Annotated in this window: 23 protein-coding genes, 1 other RNA gene and 1 riboswitch; of the genes, 23 read left to right on the top strand and 1 reads right to left on the bottom strand. The window is 58.5% G+C overall.

The window, feature by feature from the left end; translation table 11 throughout:
• Positions 1 to 82: 82 nt before the first annotated feature.
• A riboswitch (Lysine riboswitch) is annotated at positions 83 to 257 on the bottom strand.
• A gap of 56 nt (positions 258 to 313) precedes the next feature.
• The 20 genes from ACQRD3_RS04125 (at position 314) to ACQRD3_RS04030 (ending at position 19,443) form a co-directional block, all read left to right on the top strand.
• On the top strand, positions 314 to 1,966 hold the full coding sequence (locus ACQRD3_RS04125) for a SpoIID/LytB domain-containing protein (protein ID WP_427780033.1): 1,653 nt from the start codon (positions 314 to 316) through the stop codon (positions 1,964 to 1,966).
• 20 nt (positions 1,967 to 1,986) lie between these two features.
• Positions 1,987 to 3,015: a tRNA preQ1(34) S-adenosylmethionine ribosyltransferase-isomerase QueA gene (gene queA / locus ACQRD3_RS04120; protein ID WP_427780031.1), complete on the top strand. Its 1,029-nt coding sequence runs from the start codon at positions 1,987 to 1,989 to the stop codon at positions 3,013 to 3,015.
• Positions 3,016 to 3,052: 37 nt separating this feature from the next.
• Complete coding sequence (gene tgt, locus ACQRD3_RS04115) at positions 3,053 to 4,183, top strand: tRNA guanosine(34) transglycosylase Tgt (RefSeq protein ID WP_427780029.1); 1,131 nt, start codon at positions 3,053 to 3,055, stop codon at positions 4,181 to 4,183.
• 86 nt (positions 4,184 to 4,269) lie between these two features.
• Positions 4,270 to 4,554 (top strand): preprotein translocase subunit YajC, encoded by a 285-nt coding sequence (yajC, locus tag ACQRD3_RS04110; RefSeq protein ID WP_427780027.1) that lies wholly within the window; start codon positions 4,270 to 4,272, stop codon positions 4,552 to 4,554.
• A 68-nt stretch (positions 4,555 to 4,622) separates the two neighbouring features.
• Positions 4,623 to 5,054 (top strand): TIGR04086 family membrane protein, encoded by a 432-nt coding sequence (locus ACQRD3_RS04105; RefSeq protein ID WP_080908386.1) that lies wholly within the window; start codon positions 4,623 to 4,625, stop codon positions 5,052 to 5,054.
• 404 nt (positions 5,055 to 5,458) lie between these two features.
• A complete protein-coding gene (locus ACQRD3_RS04100; RefSeq protein ID WP_080908385.1) occupies positions 5,459 to 6,085 on the top strand; it encodes a hypothetical protein in 627 nt (208 codons plus the stop codon).
• Positions 6,086 to 6,115: 30 nt separating this feature from the next.
• Positions 6,116 to 6,994 (top strand): site-specific tyrosine recombinase XerD, encoded by an 879-nt coding sequence (gene xerD / locus ACQRD3_RS04095; RefSeq protein ID WP_080908384.1) that lies wholly within the window; start codon positions 6,116 to 6,118, stop codon positions 6,992 to 6,994.
• Positions 6,995 to 7,118: 124 nt separating this feature from the next.
• A complete protein-coding gene (locus ACQRD3_RS04090; protein WP_080908383.1) occupies positions 7,119 to 7,325 on the top strand; it encodes a DUF1858 domain-containing protein in 207 nt (68 codons plus the stop codon).
• A gap of 79 nt (positions 7,326 to 7,404) precedes the next feature.
• Complete coding sequence (locus ACQRD3_RS04085) at positions 7,405 to 8,121, top strand: tRNA (adenine(22)-N(1))-methyltransferase (protein WP_427780024.1); 717 nt, start codon at positions 7,405 to 7,407, stop codon at positions 8,119 to 8,121.
• On the top strand, positions 8,109 to 8,903 hold the full coding sequence (locus ACQRD3_RS04080; RefSeq protein ID WP_427780022.1) for a Nif3-like dinuclear metal center hexameric protein: 795 nt from the start codon (positions 8,109 to 8,111) through the stop codon (positions 8,901 to 8,903). Before ACQRD3_RS04085 ends, ACQRD3_RS04080 begins: the two co-directional genes overlap by 13 nt.
• A 65-nt stretch (positions 8,904 to 8,968) precedes the next feature.
• Positions 8,969 to 9,697 (top strand): YebC/PmpR family DNA-binding transcriptional regulator, encoded by a 729-nt coding sequence (locus tag ACQRD3_RS04075; RefSeq protein WP_080908380.1) that lies wholly within the window; start codon positions 8,969 to 8,971, stop codon positions 9,695 to 9,697.
• Positions 9,698 to 9,843: 146 nt separating this feature from the next.
• Positions 9,844 to 10,740 carry a tyrosine-type recombinase/integrase gene (locus tag ACQRD3_RS04070; RefSeq protein ID WP_427780019.1) on the top strand — a complete coding sequence of 299 codons (897 nt, stop codon included), beginning with the start codon at positions 9,844 to 9,846 and terminating at the stop codon, positions 10,738 to 10,740.
• A gap of 129 nt (positions 10,741 to 10,869) precedes the next feature.
• On the top strand, positions 10,870 to 11,289 hold the full coding sequence (locus ACQRD3_RS04065; protein ID WP_427780017.1) for a hypothetical protein: 420 nt from the start codon (positions 10,870 to 10,872) through the stop codon (positions 11,287 to 11,289).
• Between the two features lie 722 nt (positions 11,290 to 12,011).
• A complete protein-coding gene (locus tag ACQRD3_RS04060; protein ID WP_427780016.1) occupies positions 12,012 to 12,728 on the top strand; it encodes a hypothetical protein in 717 nt (238 codons plus the stop codon).
• A 114-nt stretch (positions 12,729 to 12,842) separates the two neighbouring features.
• Positions 12,843 to 13,892: a radical SAM protein gene (locus tag ACQRD3_RS04055; RefSeq protein WP_427780014.1), complete on the top strand. Its 1,050-nt coding sequence runs from the start codon at positions 12,843 to 12,845 to the stop codon at positions 13,890 to 13,892.
• Positions 13,893 to 14,068: 176 nt separating this feature from the next.
• A complete protein-coding gene (locus ACQRD3_RS04050; protein ID WP_427780012.1) occupies positions 14,069 to 14,755 on the top strand; it encodes a recombinase family protein in 687 nt (228 codons plus the stop codon).
• A 465-nt stretch (positions 14,756 to 15,220) separates the two neighbouring features.
• Complete coding sequence (locus ACQRD3_RS04045; RefSeq protein ID WP_427780070.1) at positions 15,221 to 15,400, top strand: helix-turn-helix domain-containing protein; 180 nt, start codon at positions 15,221 to 15,223, stop codon at positions 15,398 to 15,400.
• A 190-nt stretch (positions 15,401 to 15,590) separates the two neighbouring features.
• A complete protein-coding gene (locus ACQRD3_RS04040; protein ID WP_427780068.1) occupies positions 15,591 to 15,689 on the top strand; it encodes a YebC/PmpR family DNA-binding transcriptional regulator in 99 nt (32 codons plus the stop codon).
• 92 nt (positions 15,690 to 15,781) lie between these two features.
• Positions 15,782 to 17,602, top strand: a complete 1,821-nt coding sequence (locus ACQRD3_RS04035; protein WP_427780010.1) for an ABC transporter ATP-binding protein — start codon at positions 15,782 to 15,784, stop codon at positions 17,600 to 17,602.
• Complete coding sequence (locus ACQRD3_RS04030) at positions 17,602 to 19,443, top strand: ABC transporter ATP-binding protein (RefSeq protein WP_427780008.1); 1,842 nt, start codon at positions 17,602 to 17,604, stop codon at positions 19,441 to 19,443. The genes ACQRD3_RS04035 and ACQRD3_RS04030 overlap by 1 nt, the downstream gene beginning before the upstream one ends.
• Before the next feature lie 42 nt (positions 19,444 to 19,485).
• Here the strand turns inward: ACQRD3_RS04030 and rnpB are convergent.
• Positions 19,486 to 19,869, bottom strand: an RNA gene (rnpB, locus tag ACQRD3_RS04025) — RNase P RNA component class A.
• 128 nt (positions 19,870 to 19,997) lie between these two features.
• Between rnpB and murD the strand changes: the two genes are divergently transcribed.
• From murD to ACQRD3_RS04010, 3 genes are read left to right on the top strand one after another with little or no spacing between them, the layout of a single operon-like run.
• Positions 19,998 to 21,395, top strand: a complete 1,398-nt coding sequence (gene murD / locus ACQRD3_RS04020; protein ID WP_080908377.1) for a UDP-N-acetylmuramoyl-L-alanine--D-glutamate ligase — start codon at positions 19,998 to 20,000, stop codon at positions 21,393 to 21,395.
• Between the two features lie 17 nt (positions 21,396 to 21,412).
• Entirely contained in the window at positions 21,413 to 22,450 is a 1,038-nt protein-coding gene (locus tag ACQRD3_RS04015; RefSeq protein ID WP_427780006.1) for a M42 family metallopeptidase, read from the top strand.
• Positions 22,451 to 23,482: a M42 family metallopeptidase gene (locus ACQRD3_RS04010; protein ID WP_427780004.1), complete on the top strand. Its 1,032-nt coding sequence runs from the start codon at positions 22,451 to 22,453 to the stop codon at positions 23,480 to 23,482. It abuts the gene before it with no gap.
• Position 23,483 lies beyond the last annotated feature (1 nt).

Here is a 23,483-nt window from a genome sequence, read left to right as displayed (position 1 = left end):
AAAAAGAAAAATCAGCGGCTTTACCAGCGGCTGATTTTGTACTATAATGTCAGAGATGGTCGCCCATCCCTCACGTCAGTCAAAATCAGACAGCGCTCCACCGGGGGCCCGGTGACAGTCGGGAGAGGTCTCTCTCTGCGACCAGAGAAGGTCCCTCCGGAGGACGCTCCCTTCGGCGGCCGCCTCCTTCACGCGGGTCACAGGGCTCCGGAGCCCTCGCCGCGCTACACCAGGTCTGCCGCGCCTCTATCTGACGAATATTTTCCTGATACTATCACAACCGCCCCGCGGTGTCAAGACAAAGGAGTGGACTATGAGACAAAAATGGTTGACGGTTCTGTGCACCGCCGCACTTTTGAGCGCCTTTCTGCCTCCCGCCGCCCGGGCGGCCGGGACGGAGACGGTTCCCGTGCTGGTGGGACTGGTCTACGGCAGCGACGCCCTGGACGGAGCCAACCTGAAAAACGACGCCGGCAGCGGCTACCGCTTCGGTTATCTGGACACCGACCGGAACTTCTGTCCGGTGGGGGAGACCAGGGAGACCGGCGTGTCCGTGGTCAAGACTCAGACTGTGTGGTACGGGACCTACAACGGCTACACCAGTTATTCCGATGCCGTCACCTCCGATGTTTGCGTGGGTTGCTGGCATGTGCAGCTCCCCCTGGCCCCGGCCACGTTTGAAGAGGCCCGGGCTGCGGCCGACGCCGCGGGCGGCTTTCCCGCCTGGATCGACGGGGCCTACCAGGTCCGCACAGGGGCCTACGCCACCCGGGAGGAGGCTCAGGCGGCCGCCGACGCCGCAGGCGGCACAGCAGCAGGCACCAGCTCTTACGGCGTGTCGGTGGTAAAAACAGGCACGGCCAAAATCCTCTTCCAGTTTGACGGCGGGGCCGAGAGATCCCTGACCGTTCAGCCGGGGACGGACGGCACCACCCGGCCCGTCACCTGGTTCAAGGGGAACCGCTATTACGGTGCGTTCCAGTACCGCCGGGTGGGCGGGGGAGATCTGACGGTTTCCAACCTTCTGCCCCTGGAGGACTACATCAACTGCGTCGTCTCCCGGGAAATGAGCCGGAGCTGGCCGCTGGAGGCACTGAAGGCACAGGCGGTGTGTGCCCGGACCTACTACGAGATCAATCTGGGCCGCCATAACGCCTCCGGCTTCGACATCTGCTCCACCACCCACTGCCAGGCCTACTACGGCATGGGGGAGACCGATTCCCGCACCGCCCAGGCGGCGGCGGAGACGGCGGGGCTGCGGGTGCTGTACAACGGAACGCCCGCCCAGACCTACTATTTCTCCTCCAGCGGCGGCGGCACTGAAGACGTGCGCAATGTCTGGGGCAGCCAGTCCATCCCCTACCTCTCCGGCGTGGCCGATCCCTATGAGGCCGCGGTCTCCGACAAGATCTCCTACTGGAGCTGGAGTGAGACCTTTACCGCCGCTCAACTGACGGAGAAGCTCCAGGCCAAGGGGTACAACTGCGCCTCTATCGTGGACTTCCAGATCACCGCCACCACTCCCACAGGGAATGTCAAGTCTATCGCCTTCCTGGACGCCAACGGCAAGAGCTGGCCCTTCACCAAGGAGGGCGGGGTGCGGAACCTGCTGGGGCTGAAGTCCATGCGATATACGGTCTCGGCGTCGGAAAAGACCTCCGGCGGGGTATACTATACCGACGGGGGAGGGACCCTGACCTCCATGAGCGGCGTCTATGCCATCGGCGGCAGCGGCGCGGCGGCCAGGATCACCGGCAACCCCTACGTCATCACCGGCTCCGGTACACAGTTTTTGCCCGCTCCGACGGGGAGCACCTCGGCGGGGGAGAACGTGTTCACCGTTACCGGCTCCGGCTGGGGGCACAGCGTGGGTATGAGCCAATGGGGCGCATATGCCATGGCTCAGCAGGGCAAGACCTTTGAGCAGATATTGACCTTCTATTACCCCGGCACCGAAATTCGCTGAGAAAGTTGGAAACGCGCAAGATGAAGACCTCTGATTTTTACTATGATCTGCCCCAGGAACTGATCGCCCAGACCCCGCTGGAGCGCCGGGACGGCTCCCGGCTCATGCTGCTGAACAAGGAGACCGGCGCTGTGGAGCACCGGCATTTCTACGACCTGCCCCAGTTCCTCCGCCCGGGGGACTGCCTGGTCCTCAATGACAGCAGAGTGCTGCCTGCCCGCCTGCTGGGTCACCGGGATCCCTCCGGCGGCGCGGTGGAGGTCCTCCTCCTCATCGACCGGGGAGAAGGGAAGTGGGAGTGCCTGGTCCGGCCCGGCCGGAAAATGCACGCCGGACAGAAGATCGTCTTTGGGGACGGAACGCTCCTCACTGCCACGGTGGAGAAGGAACTGCCCGGGGGAAACCGGATCGTCTCCTTCCACTATGAGGGCATTTTCCTGGAGATATTGGAACAGCTGGGCCGCATGCCCCTGCCTCCCTACATCAAGGCCGAGCTCCAGGATCCGGAGCGGTACCAGACCGTCTATTCCCGGGAGGTGGGCTCCGCCGCCGCCCCCACCGCGGGACTACACTTCACCCGGGAGCTGCTGGGACAGATCGAGGCCATGGGCGTCAAGCTCTGCTATGTGACCCTCCATGTGGGCCTGGGCACCTTCCGGCCGGTGAAGGAGGATGACCCCACCGAGCACGAGATGCACTCGGAATACTGCATGATCTCCGCCGGGACCGCTGAGACCATCAATGCCACCCGGCGAAACGGCGGGCGGGTGATCTGCGTGGGCACCACCTCCTGCCGCACCATCGAGAGCTGGGCGGCGGAGGACGGTACGCTGAAGGAGAGCGCCGGATGGACCAGCATCTACATCTTCCCCGGCTACCGCTTCAAGGCGCTGGACTGCCTCATCACCAACTTCCACCTCCCGGAGTCCACCCTCATCATGCTGGTCTCCGCCCTGGCGGGCCGGGAGCATGTGCTGGACGCCTATGCCGAGGCGGTGAAGGAGCGCTACCGCTTCTTCTCCTTCGGAGATGCCATGTTCATCTCCTGAACGCCGGGCCCCATTCCAACGACAAAGGAGTTTTTCTGTGTTTAAAGTGACCAAGACCGAGGGCCGGGCCAGACGGGGCGTTTTTACCTGCGCCCACGGCGTCGCCCAGACCCCTGTGTTCATGAACGTGGGCACCCAGGGGGCCATCAAGGGGGCCGTCTCCGCCCACGATCTGGTGGACATCGGCTGCCAGATCGAGCTGTCCAATACCTATCATCTCCACCTCCGCCCCGGCGACGACGTGGTGCGCGCCCTGGGTGGGCTCCACAAGTTCATGGACTGGAGCGGGCCCATCCTCACCGACTCGGGCGGGTTCCAGGTCTTTTCTCTGGCCAGCCTGCGGAAGATCAGGGAAGAGGGGGTCTATTTCTCTTCCCACATCGACGGCCGGAAGATCTTCATGGGGCCTGAGGAGTCCATGCGGATCCAGTCCCGCCTGGGCAGCGACGTGGCCATGGCCTTTGATGAGTGTGTGGAGAACCCCGCCGCCTACGACTACGCCAAGGCCTCATGCGAGCGCACGGTGCGCTGGCTGGAGCGCTGCAAGGCCGAGCACGACCGGCTCAATGCCCTGCCTGACACCGTGAATCCGGATCAGATGCTCTTCGGCATCAACCAGGGTGCCACCTTCCCTGATCTGCGGGTGTGGCATATGGAGGAGATCAGGAAGATCGACTGCGAGGGCTACGCCATCGGCGGCCTGGCGGTGGGGGAGCCCACCCGGGTAATGTACGATATCATCGACGCGGTGGAACCCCATATGCCCACCGGCAAACCCCGCTACCTCATGGGGGTGGGCACCCCATCCAACATCATCGAGGCGGTGGCCCGGGGCGTGGACTTCTTCGACTGCGTCATGCCTGCCCGGAACGCCCGCCACGGCAAGCTCTATACCTGGGAGGGCTCCATCAACCTCAAAAACGAGAAGTACAAGCTGGACGACCGGCCCATCGACCCGACCTGTGACTGCCCGGCCTGCCAGTCCTTCTCCCGGGCTTACCTGCGCCACCTGTTTGCGGCGGGGGAGATGCTGGCCATGCGCCTGGCGGTGCTCCACAATCTGCATTTCTACAACACCCTCATGGAGCGGATCCGTTCCGCTTTGGACGCCGGAACCTTTGAGGACTTCCGGGCAGAGTATTCGGAAAAATTGGACCGCAGGATTTAATTTGCCGGAAACTATTGCAAAAGTTTGGCTGATAGGATATACTACTTTTCACTGCAAATAAAAAATCTTTCATGGAGGGAATTAATTTGGACCAGAACGTTATGACGATCGTCATGCTGGTAGCGATGATCGCTATCTTCTATTTCATGCTGATTCGTCCGGAGAACAAGCGGAAAAAGGAAGCGGAGAAGATGCGTTCCGAGCTGACGGTGGGCGATGTGATCACCACCATCGGTGGTGTGGTTGGCACCATCTGTGCCGTGAAGGACAACACCATCGTCATTGAGACCGGTGCAGACCGGGTCCGGATGGAGTTCACCAAGTGGTCTGTGTCCAGCAAGGGTACTCAGTCCGTGGAAAACACCAAGTAAAAAAGACATGCTGGCGCCCCTCCCTGCATAAGATGCTGTGAAACATCGGTGCGGGGAGGGGACTTTTTATGCGAAAAACTGAGGAAGAGCAGGGGGCCAGGCTCCTGCGGTACTGCAAAAGCATTCTCCTGGGCGGCGGGACTGCCTTTCTCATCTGCCTGGCCTTTCTGTTCCTGGCGGCGGTGGGGGTCTCCCAGGGAATTCTGGACCCCGGACTCCAGGAGCGCTTGACTGTGGTGGGGTGTGTGCTGGGCAGCTTCACCGGAGGGCTCCTGGCAGTCAGAAGCTGTAAAGGAAGAGGGCTTTTCGTGGGTCTGGCAGTGGGAGCGGTGCTGTTCCTCCTTCAGCTGACCCTGGGGCTGCTCCTTTACGACACTATGACGCCGGAAAACGGCGGCCTGGGTCTTCTCTGCGGCGCACTGTGCGGCGGCGCAGCCGCCGGCATCCTGGGCGGCGGGAGGCGCGGCTCTGGCAGGGGAGGGAAGCGGCGGCGGCGCTGACGGTGTGTCCCCGCTTTCTGCCGGTGACATAAAATGTCAGAATTCAGCGGGGACTTGCGATTCGGCGCCAAACGCAGGGGGTATACGCTCTGTTATCAATACAGAGCGTATACCCCCTGCGTTCCCCTGTGAAAACCGCGTATCTTGAGCAAAAAGCGAGGGAACAGCACCACATCATGTGCTTTTTTCGTGAAGAGTGCGTTTGGGCCTCTTACGGGAAGAAGGGGTTTCCCTCAAAGCTTTACATAATAATATTTACATAATATTGTAACATAATAATTTTTTTCAAAAAAGGGGTTGCGCGGGTGGGGAAAGTAGATTAAAATAAGAAACACTTTGAGAGCCCCTTTTTGAGGCATGGACCTGTCCACTTCGGCATAGAGTGTGCCATGGAGGTGAGGTCAATGCGCAGAGCGGTCGCAGGAATTTGGGGGACCCCGGCGGCGGAGGGAACCCCGGCCCTCGTCGTGACGGCGGTCTTTTTTGCGCTGGGTGGGCTCTTTGGATGCTGGATCGCGTTTCATTCCGGCGGCGGGGGAGATGAGGCCCTGCGCGCCTATCTGGAACAGTTTCTGGCCGCGGCGTCGGAGGGGCAGCTGAGTGTTCCCGCATGGCCGGGACTCATCTGGAGGACCGTTCGCTGGCCCCTGGCCGCGTTTCTGTTTGCCTTTACGGGGCTGGGACTGCTGGGGGTCCCGGTGCTCTCCTCGCTCCGCGGTTTTTTTCTGGCCTTTTCCATCGCCTCCTTCGCCCGGGTCTACGGCAGGGCGGGGCTGAGTGCGGCTTTTTTGCTGCTGGGGGTCACGGGACTGGTGTCCATCCCGGTCTTTCTGCTGCTGTCGGTGCAGAGCTTTTCCAACGCCTGGAGCCTGGCCGCCCGCCCTGCCGGACAGGGGTGCAGAGAGCTGCCCTATCACAGAGAATTCTTTTATCGCTCCGGCCTGTGCGCCGGTGCGCTGTGTGTCTGCGTCCTCATGGAGCGCTATCTGGTCCCCGTTCTGCTGATGGGGGCTGTGTCTGTGTTGTCTTGAAAATTCAGGAAGAAAAGTAGGTGAGAGCGGATGGATCTGATGCTGGAATACCGGGCGTTCCTGTCCGGAGAAAAGCATTCCTCCGACAATACCGTCAGCTCTTACCTGCGGGATCTCCGGCAGTATCTGCGCTGGCTGGAGAGTGAGGAGCTGACGCCCGAGAAGGCCGCCCAGGCGGATGTGGAGCGGTACACCCGGTACCTGCTCAGCCTGGGCAAGTCGGTGGCCACCGCCACCCGGGCGCTGGCGGCTCTCAAGTCTTTTTACACCTACCTCATGTCCGTGGGGGCGGTTTCCCGAAATCCCGCCAGGGGGCTGGCGCTGGAGAAGGTGGAGCGTAAGCTGCCACAGATCCTCACCAGCAAAGAGGTGGAACTTTTCCTGGAGCAGCCTGACGCCCGGGACGCCAAGGGCTGCCGGGACAAGGCCATGCTGGAGCTGCTGTATGCCACGGGTATCCGGGTCAGCGAGCTGATCGGGCTGGACGTGGAACACCTGAACCTCAGTGCCGGCTTCCTCCGCTGTCCGGGGGCCAAAAAGGAGCGGATCATCCCTCTCTACCCCACGGCGGTCCGGGCGCTGGATGACTATCTTCGCCACGTCCGGCCCCAGATGATCGAACAGCCGGAGGAGCCGTCCCTGTTCGTGAATATGAACGGCTCCCGGATGTCCCGGCAGGGCTTTTGGAAGATCATCAAGCACTATCAGGAGCTGGCTGGCATCCAGAAGGACATCACGCCCCACACCCTGCGCCACTCCTTCGCCGCCCATCTGCTGGAAAACGGGGCGGATCTGCACTCCATTCAGGAGATGCTGGGGCATGCCGACATCTCATCCACCCAGGTGTACACCCAGGTGGTCAACCAGAAGCTGAAGGACGTGTACAACAAGGCCCATCCCCGTACATAAAAAAACGCCGGACCGGTTTTTTAAAAAAGCCGGTCCGGCTTTGATTTTCCTGTTGAAAAAAGTCTACAGCCGGGGTATAATATCTTTGTATCACTGATTTTACCGTTTACGGAGGTTATTTATTATGGCTCAGATCACCAAAGATACCATTATCGGCGACATTCTGGACATTGCGCCCCAGACCGCTCCCGTGTTCCTCTCCATCGGCATGCACTGCCTGGGCTGCCCCTCTTCCCGGGGCGAGACCGTGGAGCAGGCCTGCATGGTCCACGGCGTGGACGCCGACGCTCTGCTGGCGGAGATCAACAAACTGGTTCCCGTCGAGCAGTAAGTTCACAGTCCGAAAAAGGAGCGGCAGCGCCGCTCCTTTTTGTCATTCCCATTTTTCATGTCAAGTTTGGAGGTTCCCCATGAAACGACCCTTTTCTCTCTCCCCGCGGCTGGCCGCCGTGGCGGAACTGGTGCCGCAGGGTACCCGTCTGGCCGACGTGGGCACAGATCATGGACGGCTCCCCGTGTGGCTCATCCAGCACGGCGTGGTGGAGCGGGCGGTGGCCTCCGACCTGCGCCCCGGCCCTCTGAGCCGGGCCAGAGCACTGGCCGAGCGCTGGGCGGTGGCCGACCGGATCTCCTTCCGGTTGTGCGACGGGCTGTCCGGCATTGGATCCGAGGAGGCGCGGACGGTCACCGTCGCGGGGATGGGCGGGGAAACCATTGCGGAGATTCTGGCCGCCGCCCCCTGGACCGGGGAGAGCGGTCACCGGTACATCCTCCAGCCCATGAGCGGACTGGACGGTCTGCGGCGCTACCTGTCCGGGCACGGTTTTGCCATCCGGCGGGAAACGCTGGTGGAGGAGGGGGAGACCCTCTATGTGGTACTGCTGGCCGAGCCCGGGGAGATGCCTCCCCTCACCGAGGGGGAGATCTGGGTGGGCCGGCAGAGCAGGGGAGAGGACGGCCCCCTGCGGGAGCGGTACTTGGAGCAGGAGTTGGGCAAGCTCCGGCGGGCGGCCGAGGGCCTCTCCCGGACGGAGCGGGCCGAGGATCAGGCCAAGCGGGCGCGGTATGAGGCCGCGGCGGAGGAAGTGGAGCGGATGAGAGAGGAGTGGCGTCAGTGGCAAGCGTAGCGGAAATTTACCGGTATCTGGATTCCAGAGCACCCTTTTCCATGCAGATGTCCTTTGACAACGCCGGATTCCTGGTGGGCCGGAGGGAGGCGGAGGTTCGGCGGCTGCTGGTGGCGCTGGACATTACCGAGGAGGTGGCGGCCGAGGCCGCTGAGCTGGGGTGCCAGCTCATCGTCTCCCACCACCCCGTGATTTTTCGTCCGGCCCGGAGCGTCACCGACGCCGATCCCACGGGGCGGTGTCTGCTGGCGCTGACCGAGAACCGGATCGCCGCCATTTGCGCTCACACCAACCTGGACGCAGTGGCGGGCGGGGTCAACGACGCTCTCGCCAAGCGGCTGGAGCTCACCGATGTGGAGCAGCTCCACCCTGACGGAGTGGACGCCGCCGGGCGCAACTACGGCATCGGCCGGGTGGGGACGGCCCCGGGGCATTTCTACCTCCCGGAGTTTGCCGCCTTTGTCCGGGAGCGGCTGGACGCGCAGGGCCTGCGCCTGGAGGACGCCGGACGTCCGGTGCGCCGGGTGGCGGTGGGCGGCGGTGCCTGCGGGGACATGCTGGAGGACGTCCTCCGGCTGGGCTGCGACACCTTTGTCACCGCCGATGTGAAGTATAACGTCTTTCTCGACGCCCGGGCCATGGGCATCAACCTCATCGACGCAGGGCACTTCTCCACGGAGAACGTGGTATGCCCGGTGCTGATCGACTGGCTGAGCCGCGCGTTCCGGGAAGTGGAGATTTTCTCCTCCAAACGGCACAAAGAGGTATTTTATTCCCTTTGACCGTTGCAAAATGGGGATTGATATGATAAACTGAATGAGCAACTTTTCAGGAAGGGACAGATCTTATGTCGGGACATTCCAAATGGCATAACATTCAAAAGACCAAGGGGGCCGCGGACGCCAAGCGTTCTCAGGCCTTTACCAAGATCGCCCGTGAGATGATCGTGGCGGTCAAGCAGGGCGGCGGCGGCGACCCCAACAACAACTCCCGCCTGGCCACTGTCATCGCCAAGGCCCGCGCGGTGAACATGCCCAACGACAACATCAAGCGCACCATTGACCGCGCTATGGGCTCCGGCAACAGCGACGACTTTGAGAACGTCACCTACGAGGGCTACGGCCCCTCCGGCGTGGCCATTATCGTCGATGCTCTCACCGACAACCGCAACCGCACCGCCCCAGAGGTCCGGCACCTGCTGGACAAGTACGGCAAAGGCCTGGGCGCGACGGGCTGTGTGTCCTGGTCCTTCGATCAGAAGGGCGTCATCATCATTGAGAAAGAGGACCTGGACGAGGACACCATGATGATGGATGCCCTTGACGCCGGGGCCGATGACATGAACGCCGAGGGCGACTGCTTTGAGATCACCACCGGCCCCGATGCCTTCGGCACCGTGCTGGAGGCTCTGGAGGCCAAGGGCTACTCCTTTGTCAACGCCGCGGTGGAGATGGTGCCCCAGACCTACATCAAGCTGGAATCCGAGGAAGATATCAAGAATATGGAGAAGCTCATCGAACTCCTGGAGGAGAACGACGACGTGCAGAACGTCTGGCACAACTGGGAGCAGGAGTGATTTGGCTGGAAACCAGCGAAAAACGTCTGGATATTCGGCTTTTTGCAACTTTCTAAACGAGCGGCTTTACTTGAGTAAATCGAAAATCCGGCGAGCGATGCTATACATTAGACCTGTTATTGTGCTATACAGTGGAGGCTAATGCTATGCGTCTTTCGGCAGCTATACAGGACTATCTAATAGAGATCGAGGTTAGGAAATACACCCCTAAGACTATCAAGGGGTATCGTACTAACCTTGGTCTCTTTTTGCGTTATTGTGAGGAAAATGCGAGGGTAAACAAGCTGGAGGATTTAACCCCGGCTATCGTGCGGCAATTCGCAAAATACATGGTAGATAGGGGACGCAAGGGTACATATGTCAATGGGTTGCTGAAATCAATCAAGTCTTTCATTCAGTATTGCTATGATGAGGATATGGGCGGATTCAACACAAAGCATAATTTTAAGTGGTGCAAGGAGGAGAGGCCGGTTATTATTGCCTTTAAGCCAGACCATGTGCGGGCTATGTTGAACGATTGTAGCGGTGGCGACTATATGGCGGTGAGGGACAGAGCAGTATTAACAATGCTATTTGAGACTGGTATCAGGTGCTGGGAGCTATGCTGTATGAGGCCAGAGGATATACATGAGGACTTTATTGTTATTGCAAATGGGAAGGGACATAAGCAGAGAGTAGTACCTATTACGGCGATACTTTATAAAGCAATGGTAAAGTATAATCATGTAAGGGATGATTACTTTATATTAAAAGCAACAGATAACAATTACTTTTTATCATTTCATGGGCGGCAGCTGACTAATTCGGCGGTGGAGCATATTGTTAAGCGGCATGGGAGCGGGATAGAGGGCATAAGAGTGAGCCCCCACACGTGCAGACACTTCTTTGCACAGCAGCAAGTAAAAATGGGGACAGACCTATACACCATATCACGGTTATTAGGGCACGAGAATATTCAGATCACGCAAACCTACCTTAATAGCTTGCGAGATGACGAAATTGTAGCCATAGCAAAGCAGAAAAGCGTACTAATGAACTTGTGAGAATAGATAAAATAAACGACTTTTTTCTGCATAAACTGCACAAACAAAATTTACCATGTTAGCAAAAGCGGTTTTCTTTCTGTAAATATAGTAGGCCGCTTTTCAAATAAGAATAAAGGAGCGTTCAAAATGAAACTTCAAGACACCATGCTTCAGACATACGGCGGTTTTTCCCTGGATATGGACAAAATCAACTGCCACCACAGCACCAGTAAAGATAGCATAGAGCTATCCTATCATGGCTCCATGCCGGAACAGTTTGACGGCACCAGTAACGCCCGTATTCGCTTAAATGTGCAGCCCACACAATGCAGCATCATTTTAACGGCGGATAAGAGGAACGGAAAGCAGGCCAAAGCCATGGTAGAAGCTACTGACGCAGAGATCGACGCCATTTTGAACAAATTGTTTTTTGATAAGGGGCAGGCTACCCCCGGCTGTATTGGGCTTGATCCGTATTGGGAGGGGATTTGGACGGCGCACTATATTGATTGGAAGAAAGCTACAAGGCATAAGCGCCATACCAGCTCCAGAGTTGCCACAGCATGACCGGCTACAGCAACGCCCCCGGCACTATGTCCGGGGGTTTTGCTATAGCATTCTATTACCGGGGGGGAGCATTTACATTTTCAGTTATGCCAGATAGCTGGAATATTGTCTTAGTAGGTCTCGTACATCACGTATCCACTCAGAGCCACACAGAAGCCCTTGTAAGCGCTTTTATGGCGGAAGGTGAAAGATATACCGTTATAACGGCTCAGAATGGCTTGTAGAGGGTATATTAGAAGAAAACATCACACGCCACACCGATTCATACAATAACCAGCCCCGAACCCTAAAATTACAACACTTTAGCTTGCTAAAGCAATCGAAATATCCGACTATAAACAGTAATGTCCCGAACGTCAGCCCGAACTAGACGGAAATGCTCTAATGTCGATTACAGACGGGAGTTGTCCGAATCAGCAAACGAACAAAAAATTATTTTTGTGGTTAGCAGATTTGGGTTTCTTTCTGTAAGCATAAAAATAGGGAAAAATTATGCGAAATAGTCAAGAAAACGCTTGAAATTATAACTCAAATGTGCTATTATACAATTATAAATTGAATACTTGATGCGCACCGTGTGCGGAGCGCTTACAGCAAATCGTAACGTAATGGAGACTGGACTATAAGTAGTCTCTATTCGTTGCGACTTTTTTTGTGCCAAAATCAGGGGGTGAGAACAAACAACAACAGAAGCAACATTTAGATGGAAGGAGGCGCGAATATTGGAACGTAGAACCTATGTTTGCAAACGGGCCAGAATGTGCAGCTATCTGGTAGACAAGGGCTTTATGCCGTACAAGATCAAACCGGATTGCGATAACCCAAAATACAATGTGTACCTTTTTACGGCAACACCAGAGTTGTACAGGGCAGTAATAGTGCCTTTTGCAACTATCGTATGGGCATACCGTCACGGCCTTATCCCGGATAACGTAAAAGCAGAAAAAGCTATTTTAGCAGCACACAAATATTTTACCACTATGGAACTGGAAGTTGACCATTTGACCGAGAACAAAAGCAACAACTGCCTTTATGCACTTGCATTGGTACACGGGAATACCAATACATCTCTTGGCGACCGTAGGAACAGCATAAAAGAACCATTTTTCTTTTACACCGCATACCGCCATGATGTAAGTAAATTGTTGGTGAAATGCGGTTTTGATCAGGACAACCAGCACTATGAGCGCCGATTCTTTTTTGATCTTACCCGCAAGGGCGAGGAAGAATATAGAAAGTGCTTTAACGAGTTTAAGAAGAAAGCAGAGGCGGCGGGGTACTTGACGAAAGAGCCGGAAAAAGACAACTTACTCTCCTATTGGGCTGACCCTTGTAGACCAGGGGCGGAAAATAATCCCCTTGCAAAGTTACCTACGGAACCGCTGCCCAGCTTTTACAAGTACAGTAACGGGGCATTCAACGATATGCCGGAAATCTAATCAAAAGGAAGTGATATAACTTGTGTAGCGCAGAATATGAAATCGAGCCGGGGCTTGATTATGAAGCAGTAGCGGCGGCAATGAAAGCGTTGGAAACGCTGAAAGAGGTATAGAGTGAACAAGATCGTTTTTAACCAACTGGCTTTTGAGGTAACAAGGCGCTGCAATATGGAATGTCCCCATTGTTTGCGCGGGGATGCGGAGAATGTCGATTTATGTAATATAGATATTGACGGCGTACTCAATCAGACGGAGGCCATAGGGCGGCTGATAATCACAGGCGGCGAACCGACATTGAACTTACCAGCGATTCGGCACATTGCCAACGGTATAGCGCAGCGCGGTATTCCGCTTATGAGAGTGCAGATCATAACTAACGGGCGGCATTATGAAGAAGAGCTTGTGACCATCATCAAGCGTTTCTCTGAGATAACGCATCTGACGCAGCAATACGGATATGGGCGCATGGAGCGGGAACCGTGGCGCGTGCAGATAGGAGTATCGCTCGACCGTTACCACGAATCCCAAGAAATATGCAAGGCGAACTATATTCGCTATAAGAATGCACTTAGAAGCTATGCAGAGGTGCTGAGAGTGTCGCATGGGAACGCCCCTAAAAATGAAGGCAGGGCTGCAGTGCTGAAAGATACCATTGATTATACCTTGACCGGGGAAACGTACATGATACAGCAGATTGAGGTATTGAGTGCTGACCATAAGCCGATGTGTAAATTTTTCGATAGCTACCACTTGGAGAGACCAGACAAAAAAGTTGTATGCTGCGGCATTTACCTTAACGCCTATGGGGAGGTGCTGCCCGGTTTAGCTTGTGATATGGACTATGAGTGCAGAGGTATAAGAATTTGTGGCTCATGGGAACCCATATGGGAAAGAGTGCTGGAGTATAACCATGCACACGAACGGCAGCACTGTACCTATTGTGATGACCTGAGAACGAAAATCAACCTTCTACACCCCAAAGATGCGTCAGACAGAGAATATACCCTTGCGACAGCGCTAGAAGCCCAGGATGAACCGAGCGCCGAACCTATGTATATTGGCGACATAAAGCGATACCGGGCGAATTTAGGTAAGTGGGTAGAACCTGACAGATACCAAGAACTGGAGCAGAAGGCATGTGCAAAAAACTATTATTCAGTGTAATGCTTGAGGGAGGGGCTATTGTGGCCTCTCCCTCTTTGTGTCTTTTTGGTATTAAAATTGACGTTTTATTAAAAAGTATCAAAACTGCTTGACTTCAGCCGCCGAACGTGATACATTATTAGTATCAAATCTAATGAACGTTAGAATAGACACATTGAGATGGGAGATACACACTTATGAGCGTTTACGGCTATGCCAGAATCAGCACCGTAGCGCAGAGCATTGCGCGGCAGGTCAGGAATATCGAGCGGGAATACCCCAGCGCTATGATTGTGCAGGAAGCCTATACCGGAACAAAGATTGACCGCAAGGAATGGAACAAGCTATTTGCAGCGGTCAAGACCGGGGACACGATTGTTTTTGACAGCGTAAGCCGTATGAGCCGTAACGCAGAAGAAGGATTTACAGTCTATGAGGAGCTTTACAACAGGGGCGTCACCCTTGTCTTTTTGAAAGAGCCGCATATCAATACCGACACCTATCGAAAAGCCCTTGAAAGCAGTATACCCATGACAAACACGGCGGTTGACTTTATCCTGGAAGGTATTAACCGCTATCTGTTGGAACTTGCACGGGAACAAATCAGACTTGCCTTTGACCAGGCCGAAAAGGAAGTCGAGGACTTACACCAGCGCACGCGGGAGGGCATACAGACAGCTCGTTTGAATGGGAAACAGATTGGACAGAAGCCCGGCGCAAAGCTGACCACAAAGAAAAGTATTGCAGCGAAAGAGGTTATTCTGAAACACTCTAAGGATTTTGGAGGGACTTTGACTGATACAGATGTGATGAGACTAACGGGGCTTGCACGAAACACTTTCTACAAATACAAGCGAGAACTGAAAATTGCGAAGGCAATGTAGAAAATTTAAAAGAGGCCGGAGAATATCCAGCCTCTTTTAAGATTGAACGAGCCAACGCAATAAAACACTCTCGCTATATCCGAGATTTATTTTATAACATTTTGTGTACCGCAGTAATCACAAGTATATGTATTCAAATATTCGTGGGAGCAATGAATAGCACGCCCATTGTAGTAAATTACTTTACTGCAATACCAACATCTAATTTCTCCAGATGTGTGACTATCCGAAGAACTGCATGATTTACCCAGTAGGCCAAGCAAAAGGACAATAGCAATAATTACGCAGATAAACCCCAAATTGCTTTTCTTTTTCTGCACTTTAATATCCCCTCACATTCGCTTTTAATATGTAAACATATTATACCCAGTATATCGGGAATATTCAAGGTTAAAATCAGAAAATATAATAGGAACCAAGAAAGAGGTGGTTCTTATTATCATTTTTGATCCGCTTTGGGAAACTATGCGGCAAAAGGGTATTTCAACGTATGCGCTTATTAAAGACTACTCATTTAGTCGCGGGACGCTGGATTCGTTAAAGCATAATCGCAATATTTCTACGGCTACACTGAATGATCTTTGCAACATACTTTCATGTAATGTCGAAGATATATTGCAGCACATCCCAGATGATAACAAATAATAAGATGCTACTATGGGGCGCAATCGCACTGCAGTATGCATCTTTTTATTTTACTCAAAAAGTATGGACTTGACTTTAGCAACGGCTTCAGTTATCATAAATTTAACAAATTGCGTTGTGATATGCGGTTAAATCAGACAATAAAAAACACAATTGAAATTCGAATAAAAAGTTACTAAAATTAAATAAAATAGCGCAATATCAAGCAAAACTCATGGAGAAGCTCATCGAACTCCTGGAGGAGAACGACGACGTGCAGAACGTCTGGCACAACTGGGAGCAGGAGTGAGCTCCCGCTGATCGAAGCCGCGCCTCTGCGTTCCGCCTCACCGGCGGCGCGCGGGGGCGCTTTCCATCCACAGACCGGAAAGGAGGTCCCCTGTGAAGCCCCACCGCAAATTGTCCGTCATCTGGCGCTTTCTGCGCGGGGTGACGCCCCTGTTTCTGGCGTCTTTGCTGTGCTCCATGCTCAATACCCTCTTCACCGCCCTCACCCCCCAGATCATCCGGGCGGCGGTGGATTCGGTCATCGGAACGGAGCCCTTCGGCGGACTGCCCGCGGTCCTGGCCGGAAGGCTGGCCGGCCTGCCCTTTCGGGAGGCACTGCTCTGGTCGGCCGGGGCGGTGCTGACGGTCTCCGCCTTGGCCGCCCTCTGCGGATTTTTGAGCCGCACCGGCACCGCCATGTGTTCGGAGCGGTTTGTCAAGTCCATTCGGGATACCCTCTTCGGCCACATTCAGCGCCTGCCCTTCGCCTGGCACACCGGCCACCAGACGGGAGAGATCATCCAGCGCTGCACCTCCGACGTGGAGGTCATCCGCAATTTCGTCACCACCCAGTGCCTGGAGGCCTTCCGCGTCTTTTTCCTGGTGGCGGTCTCCTTTGCCCTCATGTTTCCCATGAACGCCAAAATCTCTCTGGTGGCCCTGCTGTTTCTGCCGGTGGTGGTGGCCTACTCCCTCTTCTTTTATCGCCGGATGGCCCAGCGCTTTCTGGACGCCGACGAGGCAGAGGGAGAACTGACCACCGGCGTACAGGAGAACCTGACCGGGGTGCGGGTGGTCCGCGCCTTCGGCCGGGAGGCTTTCGAGGTGGAGAAGTTCGACCGCCAGAACGACCGGTTTTCGGAGCTTTGGATCCGCCTGGGCAAGCTGATGAGCATCTACTGGGCCTGCGGCGACCTGCTGTGCGGGTTCCAGATCCTGGCCGTGCTGCTGGTGGGTGTGTCGGAGACTGTCTCAGGGTCCATCACCCCCGGCACCCTCCTGGCCTTCCTCTCCTACAATGCCGCCATGATCTGGCCGGTGCGCTCCCTGGGCCGGGTGCTCTCCGAGATGAGCAAGGCCGGGGTGTCCATCGACCGGGTGGGGGAGATCCTGGACGCGGAGGAGGAGACCGCGCCTGCCTTCCCTCAAACCCCCGACTGGGGCGGAGACATCGCCTTTGAGCACGTCACCTTCGGCTACAGCGGGGAGGAGCCGGTGCTCCGGGACGTGTCCTTTACCATCCCCGCGGGCAGGACTTTTGCCATTCTGGGCGGCACCGGCAGCGGCAAGAGCACCGTGGCCGCCCTCCTCACCCGGCTCTACGACCTCGCCCCCGGGGCGGGGCGCATCACCGTGGGCGGCGTGGATCTGCGGGACATCCCCCGGGAGGAGGTCCGCCGCCATATCGCCCTGGTACTTCAGGAGCCCTTCCTCTATTCCCGGACGGTGGAGGAGAACATCCGGGCCGTCCGCCCCGCCGCCGGGCGGGAGGAGGTCCGCCGGGCCGCCCGGGCGGCCTGCGTGGACGAGGCCCTGGCCGAGATGGCCCTGGGCTACGACACCGTGGTGGGGGAGCGGGGCGTCACCCTCTCCGGCGGGCAGAAGCAGCGGGTGGCCATCGCCCGGACTCTTCTGGCGGGCGCGCCGGTGCTTCTGCTGGATGACTCTCTCTCCGCTGTGGACACGGAAACGGACGCGAACATCCGTTCAGCTCTCCTCCAACAGGCGGCGGGTACCACCCTCGTCCTCATCTCCCACCGGGTCACCACCCTCATGCAGGCCGACCGGATTCTGGTGCTGGAAAACGGCCGGGTGGCCGAGGAGGGGACCCACGCCCAGCTCATCGCCCGGGACGGGCCATACCGCCGGGTGTGCGACATTCAGATGAATCAGGACGACCGGGCCCTGCTGGCCGAAGAAGGGGGGGAGGCGTGATGGCCACCGCGGAAAAAGACTTCGGGACATCCTTTGATCCCGGGATCTGGAAGGGGATCCTGCCCTATTTGAAGCCCTACCGGTGGGAGTTCACCGTCATCCTGCTGGGCAACCTGCTCTGCGCCGTCATCGATGTGCTGTTCCCCCTGTTCCAGCGCTACGCCATCGACCGTTTTGTCGGGGAGGCCACCACCCGGGGTCTGGTCCCCTTCGGGGTGCTCTACGCCCTTTGTACGGTGCTCCAGGCGCTGCTGGTGGTCTGGTGGACCCGGGCCTGCATGCGGGTGGAGATGAATTTCGGCAAGGATCTGCGCCGGGCCCAGTTCGTCCACCTGCAAAAGCTGTCCCTGTCCTACTACAACGTCACCCCGGTGGGCTACCTTCTGGCCAGGACCATGAACGACACGGGCAAGGTTTCTGCCGTTCTTGGCTGGAACGTGGCCAGCATCCTGTGGGGGGTGCTCTACATGGCGGGGTCCTTCCTGGCCATGCTCTGGCTCAACTGGCGGCTGGCCCTGCTGGTGCTGCTGGTGGCGCCGGTGATCGTCCTGCTCTCCGGCCATTTCCAGAAGCGCATTTTGACCTGGAACCGCCGGGTGCGCAAGCTCAACTCCCGGATCACCGGGGCCTTCAACGAGGGGATCACCGGCGCCAAGACCTCCAAGACCCTGGTCATCGAGGATCAGAATCTGGAGGACTTCCAGGGCCTCACCGGGGAGATGGAGCGCTCCGGCGTCCGCGCCGCCCGGGTCTCGGCGCTCTATGTGCCCCTCATCCTCTTCCTCAGCACCACGGCCACCGCGCTGGTGCTGGTCCGGGGCGGCTGGCTGGAGCGGGAGGGCGTGCTGCTGCTGGGCACCCTCTCCGCCTTCTTCTCCTACGCCACCGGGCTGTTTGAGCCCATCCAGCAGACCGCCCGGGATCTGTCCGACATCGTCTCGGTCCAGGCCAGCCTGGAGCGGGTGCTGGACCTTCTGCACGAGGAGCCGGGCGTGACCGATCCCCCCGAGGTGACCAAGCGCTGGGGGGACGCCTTCCATCCGAAAAAGGAGAACTGGGTCCCCATCCGGGGGGACATCACCTTTGAGGATGTGTCCTTCCGCTACCCCGACGGCACAGAGGACGTGCTCTCCCATTTTAACCTTCATGTCCCCGCGGGGACCACGGTGGCCATCGTGGGGGAGACCGGGGCGGGGAAGAGCACCCTGGTCAATTTGGCCTGTCGGTTCTTCGAGCCCACCGGAGGCCGGGTGCTCATCGACGGGATCGACTACCGCCGTCAGAGCCAGCTGTGGCTCCACTCCGCCCTGGGCTATGTCCTTCAGACGCCCCACCTCTTCTCCGGCACCGTGATGGAGAACATCCGCTACGGCCGTCTGGACGCCACCGACGAAGAGGTGTACGCCGCGGCCCGGGCGGTCTCGGCCGACACGGTGGTGGAGAAGCTGGAGCAGGGCTACGACACCCAGGTGGGAGAGGGCGGCGACCGGCTCTCCACCGGGGAAAAGCAGCTCATCTCCTTCGCCCGGGCAGTGCTGGCCGACCCCCGCATCTTCGTGCTGGACGAGGCCACCAGCTCCATCGACACCGAGACCGAGCAGCTCATCCAGCAGGCCACCGCGCGGCTTCTGAAGGGGCGCACCTCCTTCCTCATCGCCCACCGGCTCTCCACCATCCGTCAGGCCGACCTCATCCTGGTGGTCCGGGACGGCAGGATCGTGGAGCAGGGCACCCACCGGGAGCTGCTGGCACGGCGGGGCTACTACCACAACCTCTACGCCCGGCAGTTCGCCCAGGAGGCCGAGGAGCGGTATCACCACCGCTCCGGAGGCGAGGCGTAAAAAAGGCCAAAAAAGGACACGCCCCGTGGCGTGTCCTTTTTTGGCGCAAGTAAGCCTGTAAGCCGGGTTCTGTCATTCAAGACAGCCATCTATCTCGACGTGCCGTTGCCGACACGCTCCAGCCACCTCCCGAGCACAGCCGGGCCGGCCATGCGTGCTCCCACGGTGTTGCTCCGGATAGAGTTTACAGCGATGGACTGTTCCCAGCCATCGGGCGGGCTCTTACCTCCGCCTTTCCATCCTTACCTCTCCCCACGAAAACGCAGTTTTCGCAGTGCCCCCAAAAGGGGGGAGGCGGTATCTCTCTGTTGCACTTTTCCTGGGGTCGCCCCCGGCGGGTGTTACCCGTTATCCTTGCCCTATGGAGCCCGGACTTTCCTCAGAACGGGCCTTTCGGCCTCGCCCCGCGGCTGCCCAGCTTGCTTGCTGTCTCATTTTATCCCATCAGGCCGCCAATGTCAAACCTGTTTTCATTGAAATCTTCTACCAAACGCGATATAATATTTTGGCGACTTTTTTTGAAATGATTTTGGAAGGGAAGGAGGGAGCCCGATATGCACCTCACCATTCGGGAATACTTGGAGGGCCTTAAGGGAAAACGGGTGGCAGTACTGGGCATCGGCGTGTCCAACACCCCGCTCATTCGGATGCTGCTCCGGGCGGGGGCCAGAGTCACCGCCTGCGACAAACGCTCCCGGGAGGAGTTCGACGGCCGCATCGAGGCCCTGGAGAGCCTGGGGGCCTCCGTCCATCTGGGCAAGGACTACCTGGATCATCTGGAGGGCCAGGACGTCATTTTCCGCACCCCCGGCCTGCGCCCCGACGTGCCGCAGCTCATGGCCGCCGTTGAGCGTGGGAGTGAGCTCACCTCGGAGATGGAGGTGTTTTTCCAGGTCTGTCCCTGCCCCATCCTGGGGGTGACCGGCAGCGATGGAAAGACCACCACCACCACCATCATCGCCGGGCTTTTGAAGGCCGAGGGATATAATGTCTACCTGGGAGGCAACATCGGCAAGCCTCTGCTCCCAGACGCGGAAATGATGGAGCCGGGCGATTTCGCCGTGGTGGAGCTGAGCTCCTTCCAGCTGATGACCATGGATCTGAGCCCCCGCGTCGCCGTGGTCACCAATCTGGCCCCCAATCACCTGGACATCCACCGCTCCATGGGGGAGTATATCTCTGCCAAGGAGAACATCTTTACCCACCAAAGCGCCGGAGACCGGGTGATTCTCAACGCCGACAACGACATTACCCGCTCCTTCGCCGCCGGGGCCCCGGGGCAGGTGACCCTGTTCAGCCGCCGGGAGGAGCCGGAGGGCTCCTCCGTGTTCCTGCGGGACGGGGCCATCTGGGTCTCAGACGGGGAGAAGAGCCGGGCGGTGCTTCCCCGGGAGGACATCCTGCTCCCCGGCGACCACAACGTGGAGAACTACATGGCGGCCATCGCCGCCGTAGAGGGCCTTGTGAAGGACGAGACCATCCGTGCTTTCGCCGCCTCCTTCAGCGGGGTGGAGCACCGCATCGAGCTGGTGCGCACCCTGAACGGCGTGCGCTACTACAACGACTCCATCGCCTCCAGCCCCACCCGCACCATGGCCGGGCTCAAGTGCTTTGCGGAAAAGGTCATCCTCATCGCCGGCGGCTACGACAAGCACATCCCATTCGACGACCTGGGACCTTTGGTGACAGAGCATGTAAAGCTCCTTATTTTGACAGGGGACACCTCTCCCAAGATCCGTGCCGCGGTGGAGAGCGCCCCGGACTACGCCGAGGGACAGCTTCCCATTCAGGAGTATCACGACTTCCGGGACGCCGTTCTGGCCGCCCACAAGGCCGCCCGACCCGGGGACGTGGTGATCCTGTCTCCCGCCTGTGCCTCCTTCGATAAGTTCAAAAACTTCATGGAGCGGGGCGACGCCTTCAAGAAAATAGTACGCGAGCTGGAAGCGTAACGAAAGGAACGTGACCTATGGATCTGTATGATACTCTGAGCCGCCTGTGCACCCGGGCCGGACCCTCCGGCTTTGAGGGCCCGGTGGCCCGGACGGCCCGGGAACTGCTCTCCCCGTGGATGGACGAGGTGTCTGTCGACCGGTTGGGCAGCGTGGTGGGCGTGCGCCGGTGCGGAAAGCCGGGGGCCAAGCGGCTGCTGTTGGACGCCCATCTGGACGAGATCGGCCTCATCGTCACCGGCATCGAAGAGGGCTTCCTCCGCTTCGCCCCCATCGGCGGGGTGGATTCCCGGATGCTCCCCGCCCGGGAGCTGACCATCCTCACCCGGCCGGAGCCCCTCTTCGGCGTGGTGGCCTGTCTGCCGCCCCACGTCCAGACCGCCGCCGACCACGACAAGGCGGTGACCATCGAGGATCTGCGGGTGGATGTGGGCCTTGCCCAGGAGGAGGCCGAGCGCCTCATCCCCGTCGGGACCCCCATGGTCTACCGGGAGGGCTGCTTCCGGCTGGAGAACGGCCAAGTGTGCGGCAAGTCCCTGGACGACCGCTCCTGCTTCACCATTCTGCTGCGGACGGCGGAGCTTTTGAAGGACGCCGAGCTGGACGTGGACCTCTATCTTTTGGGCAGCGTCCGGGAGGAGATCTCGGGCGCCGGCGCCATCGTGGGCACCAACGCCGTCAATCCCGACTGGTGCGTGGCGGTGGATGTGACCTTCGGCCGTACCCCCGGTCTCTCGGAGGACGACGCCCCCTGCAAGGTGTTCGGCGGCCCCGCCATCGGCGCGGGCCCCAACATGGCCTGGTGGATGACCCACCGGATGGAGGAGAAGGCGAAAGCCCTTGACATCCCCTATCAGATCGAGGTGATGGAGGGGCATTCCGGCACCAACGGTTGGCATATGCAGACCTGCCTGGAGGGCATCCCTACCTCGGTGGTCTCTCTGCCGCTGAAGTATATGCACAGTCCCATTGAGGTGGTGGCGCTGGAGGACATGGAGCGCACCGCCCAACTCCTGGCCGCTTTTGCCCGGGGACTTGGAAAGGAGGGGGCGTAAATGCTGCTGGATACGGTCAAGACCCTCTGCGCCCTCAGCGGGCCATCCAGCTTTGAAGGGCCGGTCCGGGACTACCTCCGCTCCCGGGCGGAGGCCGCCGGCGCGGAGGTCCGCACCGACGGGATGGGAAACCTCATCTGTGTCAAGAAGGGGGCAAAGTCCGCCCCCGGGAAGCTGATGCTCTGCGCCCACATGGACGAGGTGGGGCTCATCGTCAAACGCATCACTGACGACGGCTATCTGAAATTTGGCTGCCTGGGCGGCGTCGACCGCCGGGTGCTCATCGGCAAGCCGGTCTTTGTGGGGGAGAAGCGCATCCCCGGCGTCATCGGGCTGAAGGCGATTCACCTGACCTCTCCCGAGGAGCGGAAAAAAGTGCCCAAGCTGGAGGAGCTCTATATCGACATCGGCGCGAAGGACGGCGAGGTCGCCCGGCGGCTTACCCATCCGGGGGATTTCGCCGTTTTTTCCGACACCATGGCGGAGTTCGGGCAGGGAATGCTCAAGGCCAAAGCCATTGACGACCGCATCGGCTGCGCGGTGATGATCGAGCTGCTGGAGGAGGAGCTGCCCATGGACGTGACCTTCGCCTTCACCGTTCAGGAGGAGGTGGGCACCCGCGGGGCCTTCGGCGCGGCTTTCTCCGTGACGCCGGAGCTGGCTCTGATCCTGGAGGGCACCACCGCCGCCGACAGCCCCACCACCGACGCCCACCGCCGGGTGTGCCGCCCGGGCATGGGTCCGGTGATCCCCTATATGGACGGTGGCACCATCTACGACCGTGGAGTGTTCGAGCTGCTACGGGACCTGGCCGGGGAGAACCGTATTCCCTGGCAGACCAAGGAGTACGTCTCCGGCGGCACCGACGCCAAGGCCGTTCAGCGGACCAAGGACGGCGTCCGGGTGGGGGCCGTGTCCGCCGCCGTGCGCTATCTCCACTCGCCGTCCAGCGTGGCGGCCGTTCGGGACTTTGACCACATCAAGGCGCTGGCCCGGCTCTTCATCCGGTCTGCCGCCGAGGGGAGGATTTAAT

Source organism: Candidatus Pseudoscillospira sp. SGI.172 (genome assembly GCF_050313575.1).
Lineage (GTDB): Bacteria > Bacillota > Clostridia > Oscillospirales > Oscillospiraceae > Vermiculatibacterium.
Note: the sequence above shows the minus strand (reverse complement) of the source record. Positions and strands in the feature narration are given on the sequence as shown.

Bases quoted from the DNA above. Each gene is read 5' to 3' on its own strand.
- ACQRD3_RS04125 (WP_427780033.1), top strand. From the start codon at position 314: ATGAGACAAAAATGGTTGACGGTTCTGTGCACCGCCGCACTTTTGAGC.
- ACQRD3_RS04075 (WP_080908380.1), top strand. From the start codon at position 8,969: ATGTCGGGACATTCCAAATGGCATAACATTCAAAAGACCAAGGGGGCC.
- ACQRD3_RS04045 (WP_427780070.1), top strand. From the start codon at position 15,221: ATGCGGCAAAAGGGTATTTCAACGTATGCGCTTATTAAAGACTACTCA.
- ACQRD3_RS04015 (WP_427780006.1), top strand. From the start codon at position 21,413: ATGGATCTGTATGATACTCTGAGCCGCCTGTGCACCCGGGCCGGACCC.
- xerD (WP_080908384.1), top strand. From the start codon at position 6,116: ATGGATCTGATGCTGGAATACCGGGCGTTCCTGTCCGGAGAAAAGCAT.
- ACQRD3_RS04105 (WP_080908386.1), top strand. From the start codon at position 4,623: ATGCGAAAAACTGAGGAAGAGCAGGGGGCCAGGCTCCTGCGGTACTGC.
- ACQRD3_RS04090 (WP_080908383.1), top strand. From the start codon at position 7,119: ATGGCTCAGATCACCAAAGATACCATTATCGGCGACATTCTGGACATT.
- murD (WP_080908377.1), top strand. From the start codon at position 19,998: ATGCACCTCACCATTCGGGAATACTTGGAGGGCCTTAAGGGAAAACGG.
- ACQRD3_RS04085 (WP_427780024.1), top strand. From the start codon at position 7,405: ATGAAACGACCCTTTTCTCTCTCCCCGCGGCTGGCCGCCGTGGCGGAA.
- ACQRD3_RS04050 (WP_427780012.1), top strand. From the start codon at position 14,069: ATGAGCGTTTACGGCTATGCCAGAATCAGCACCGTAGCGCAGAGCATT.
- ACQRD3_RS04070 (WP_427780019.1), top strand. From the start codon at position 9,844: ATGCGTCTTTCGGCAGCTATACAGGACTATCTAATAGAGATCGAGGTT.
- ACQRD3_RS04100 (WP_080908385.1), top strand. From the start codon at position 5,459: ATGCGCAGAGCGGTCGCAGGAATTTGGGGGACCCCGGCGGCGGAGGGA.
- ACQRD3_RS04010 (WP_427780004.1), top strand. From the start codon at position 22,451: ATGCTGCTGGATACGGTCAAGACCCTCTGCGCCCTCAGCGGGCCATCC.
- queA (WP_427780031.1), top strand. From the start codon at position 1,987: ATGAAGACCTCTGATTTTTACTATGATCTGCCCCAGGAACTGATCGCC.
- ACQRD3_RS04065 (WP_427780017.1), top strand. From the start codon at position 10,870: ATGAAACTTCAAGACACCATGCTTCAGACATACGGCGGTTTTTCCCTG.
- ACQRD3_RS04030 (WP_427780008.1), top strand. From the start codon at position 17,602: ATGGCCACCGCGGAAAAAGACTTCGGGACATCCTTTGATCCCGGGATC.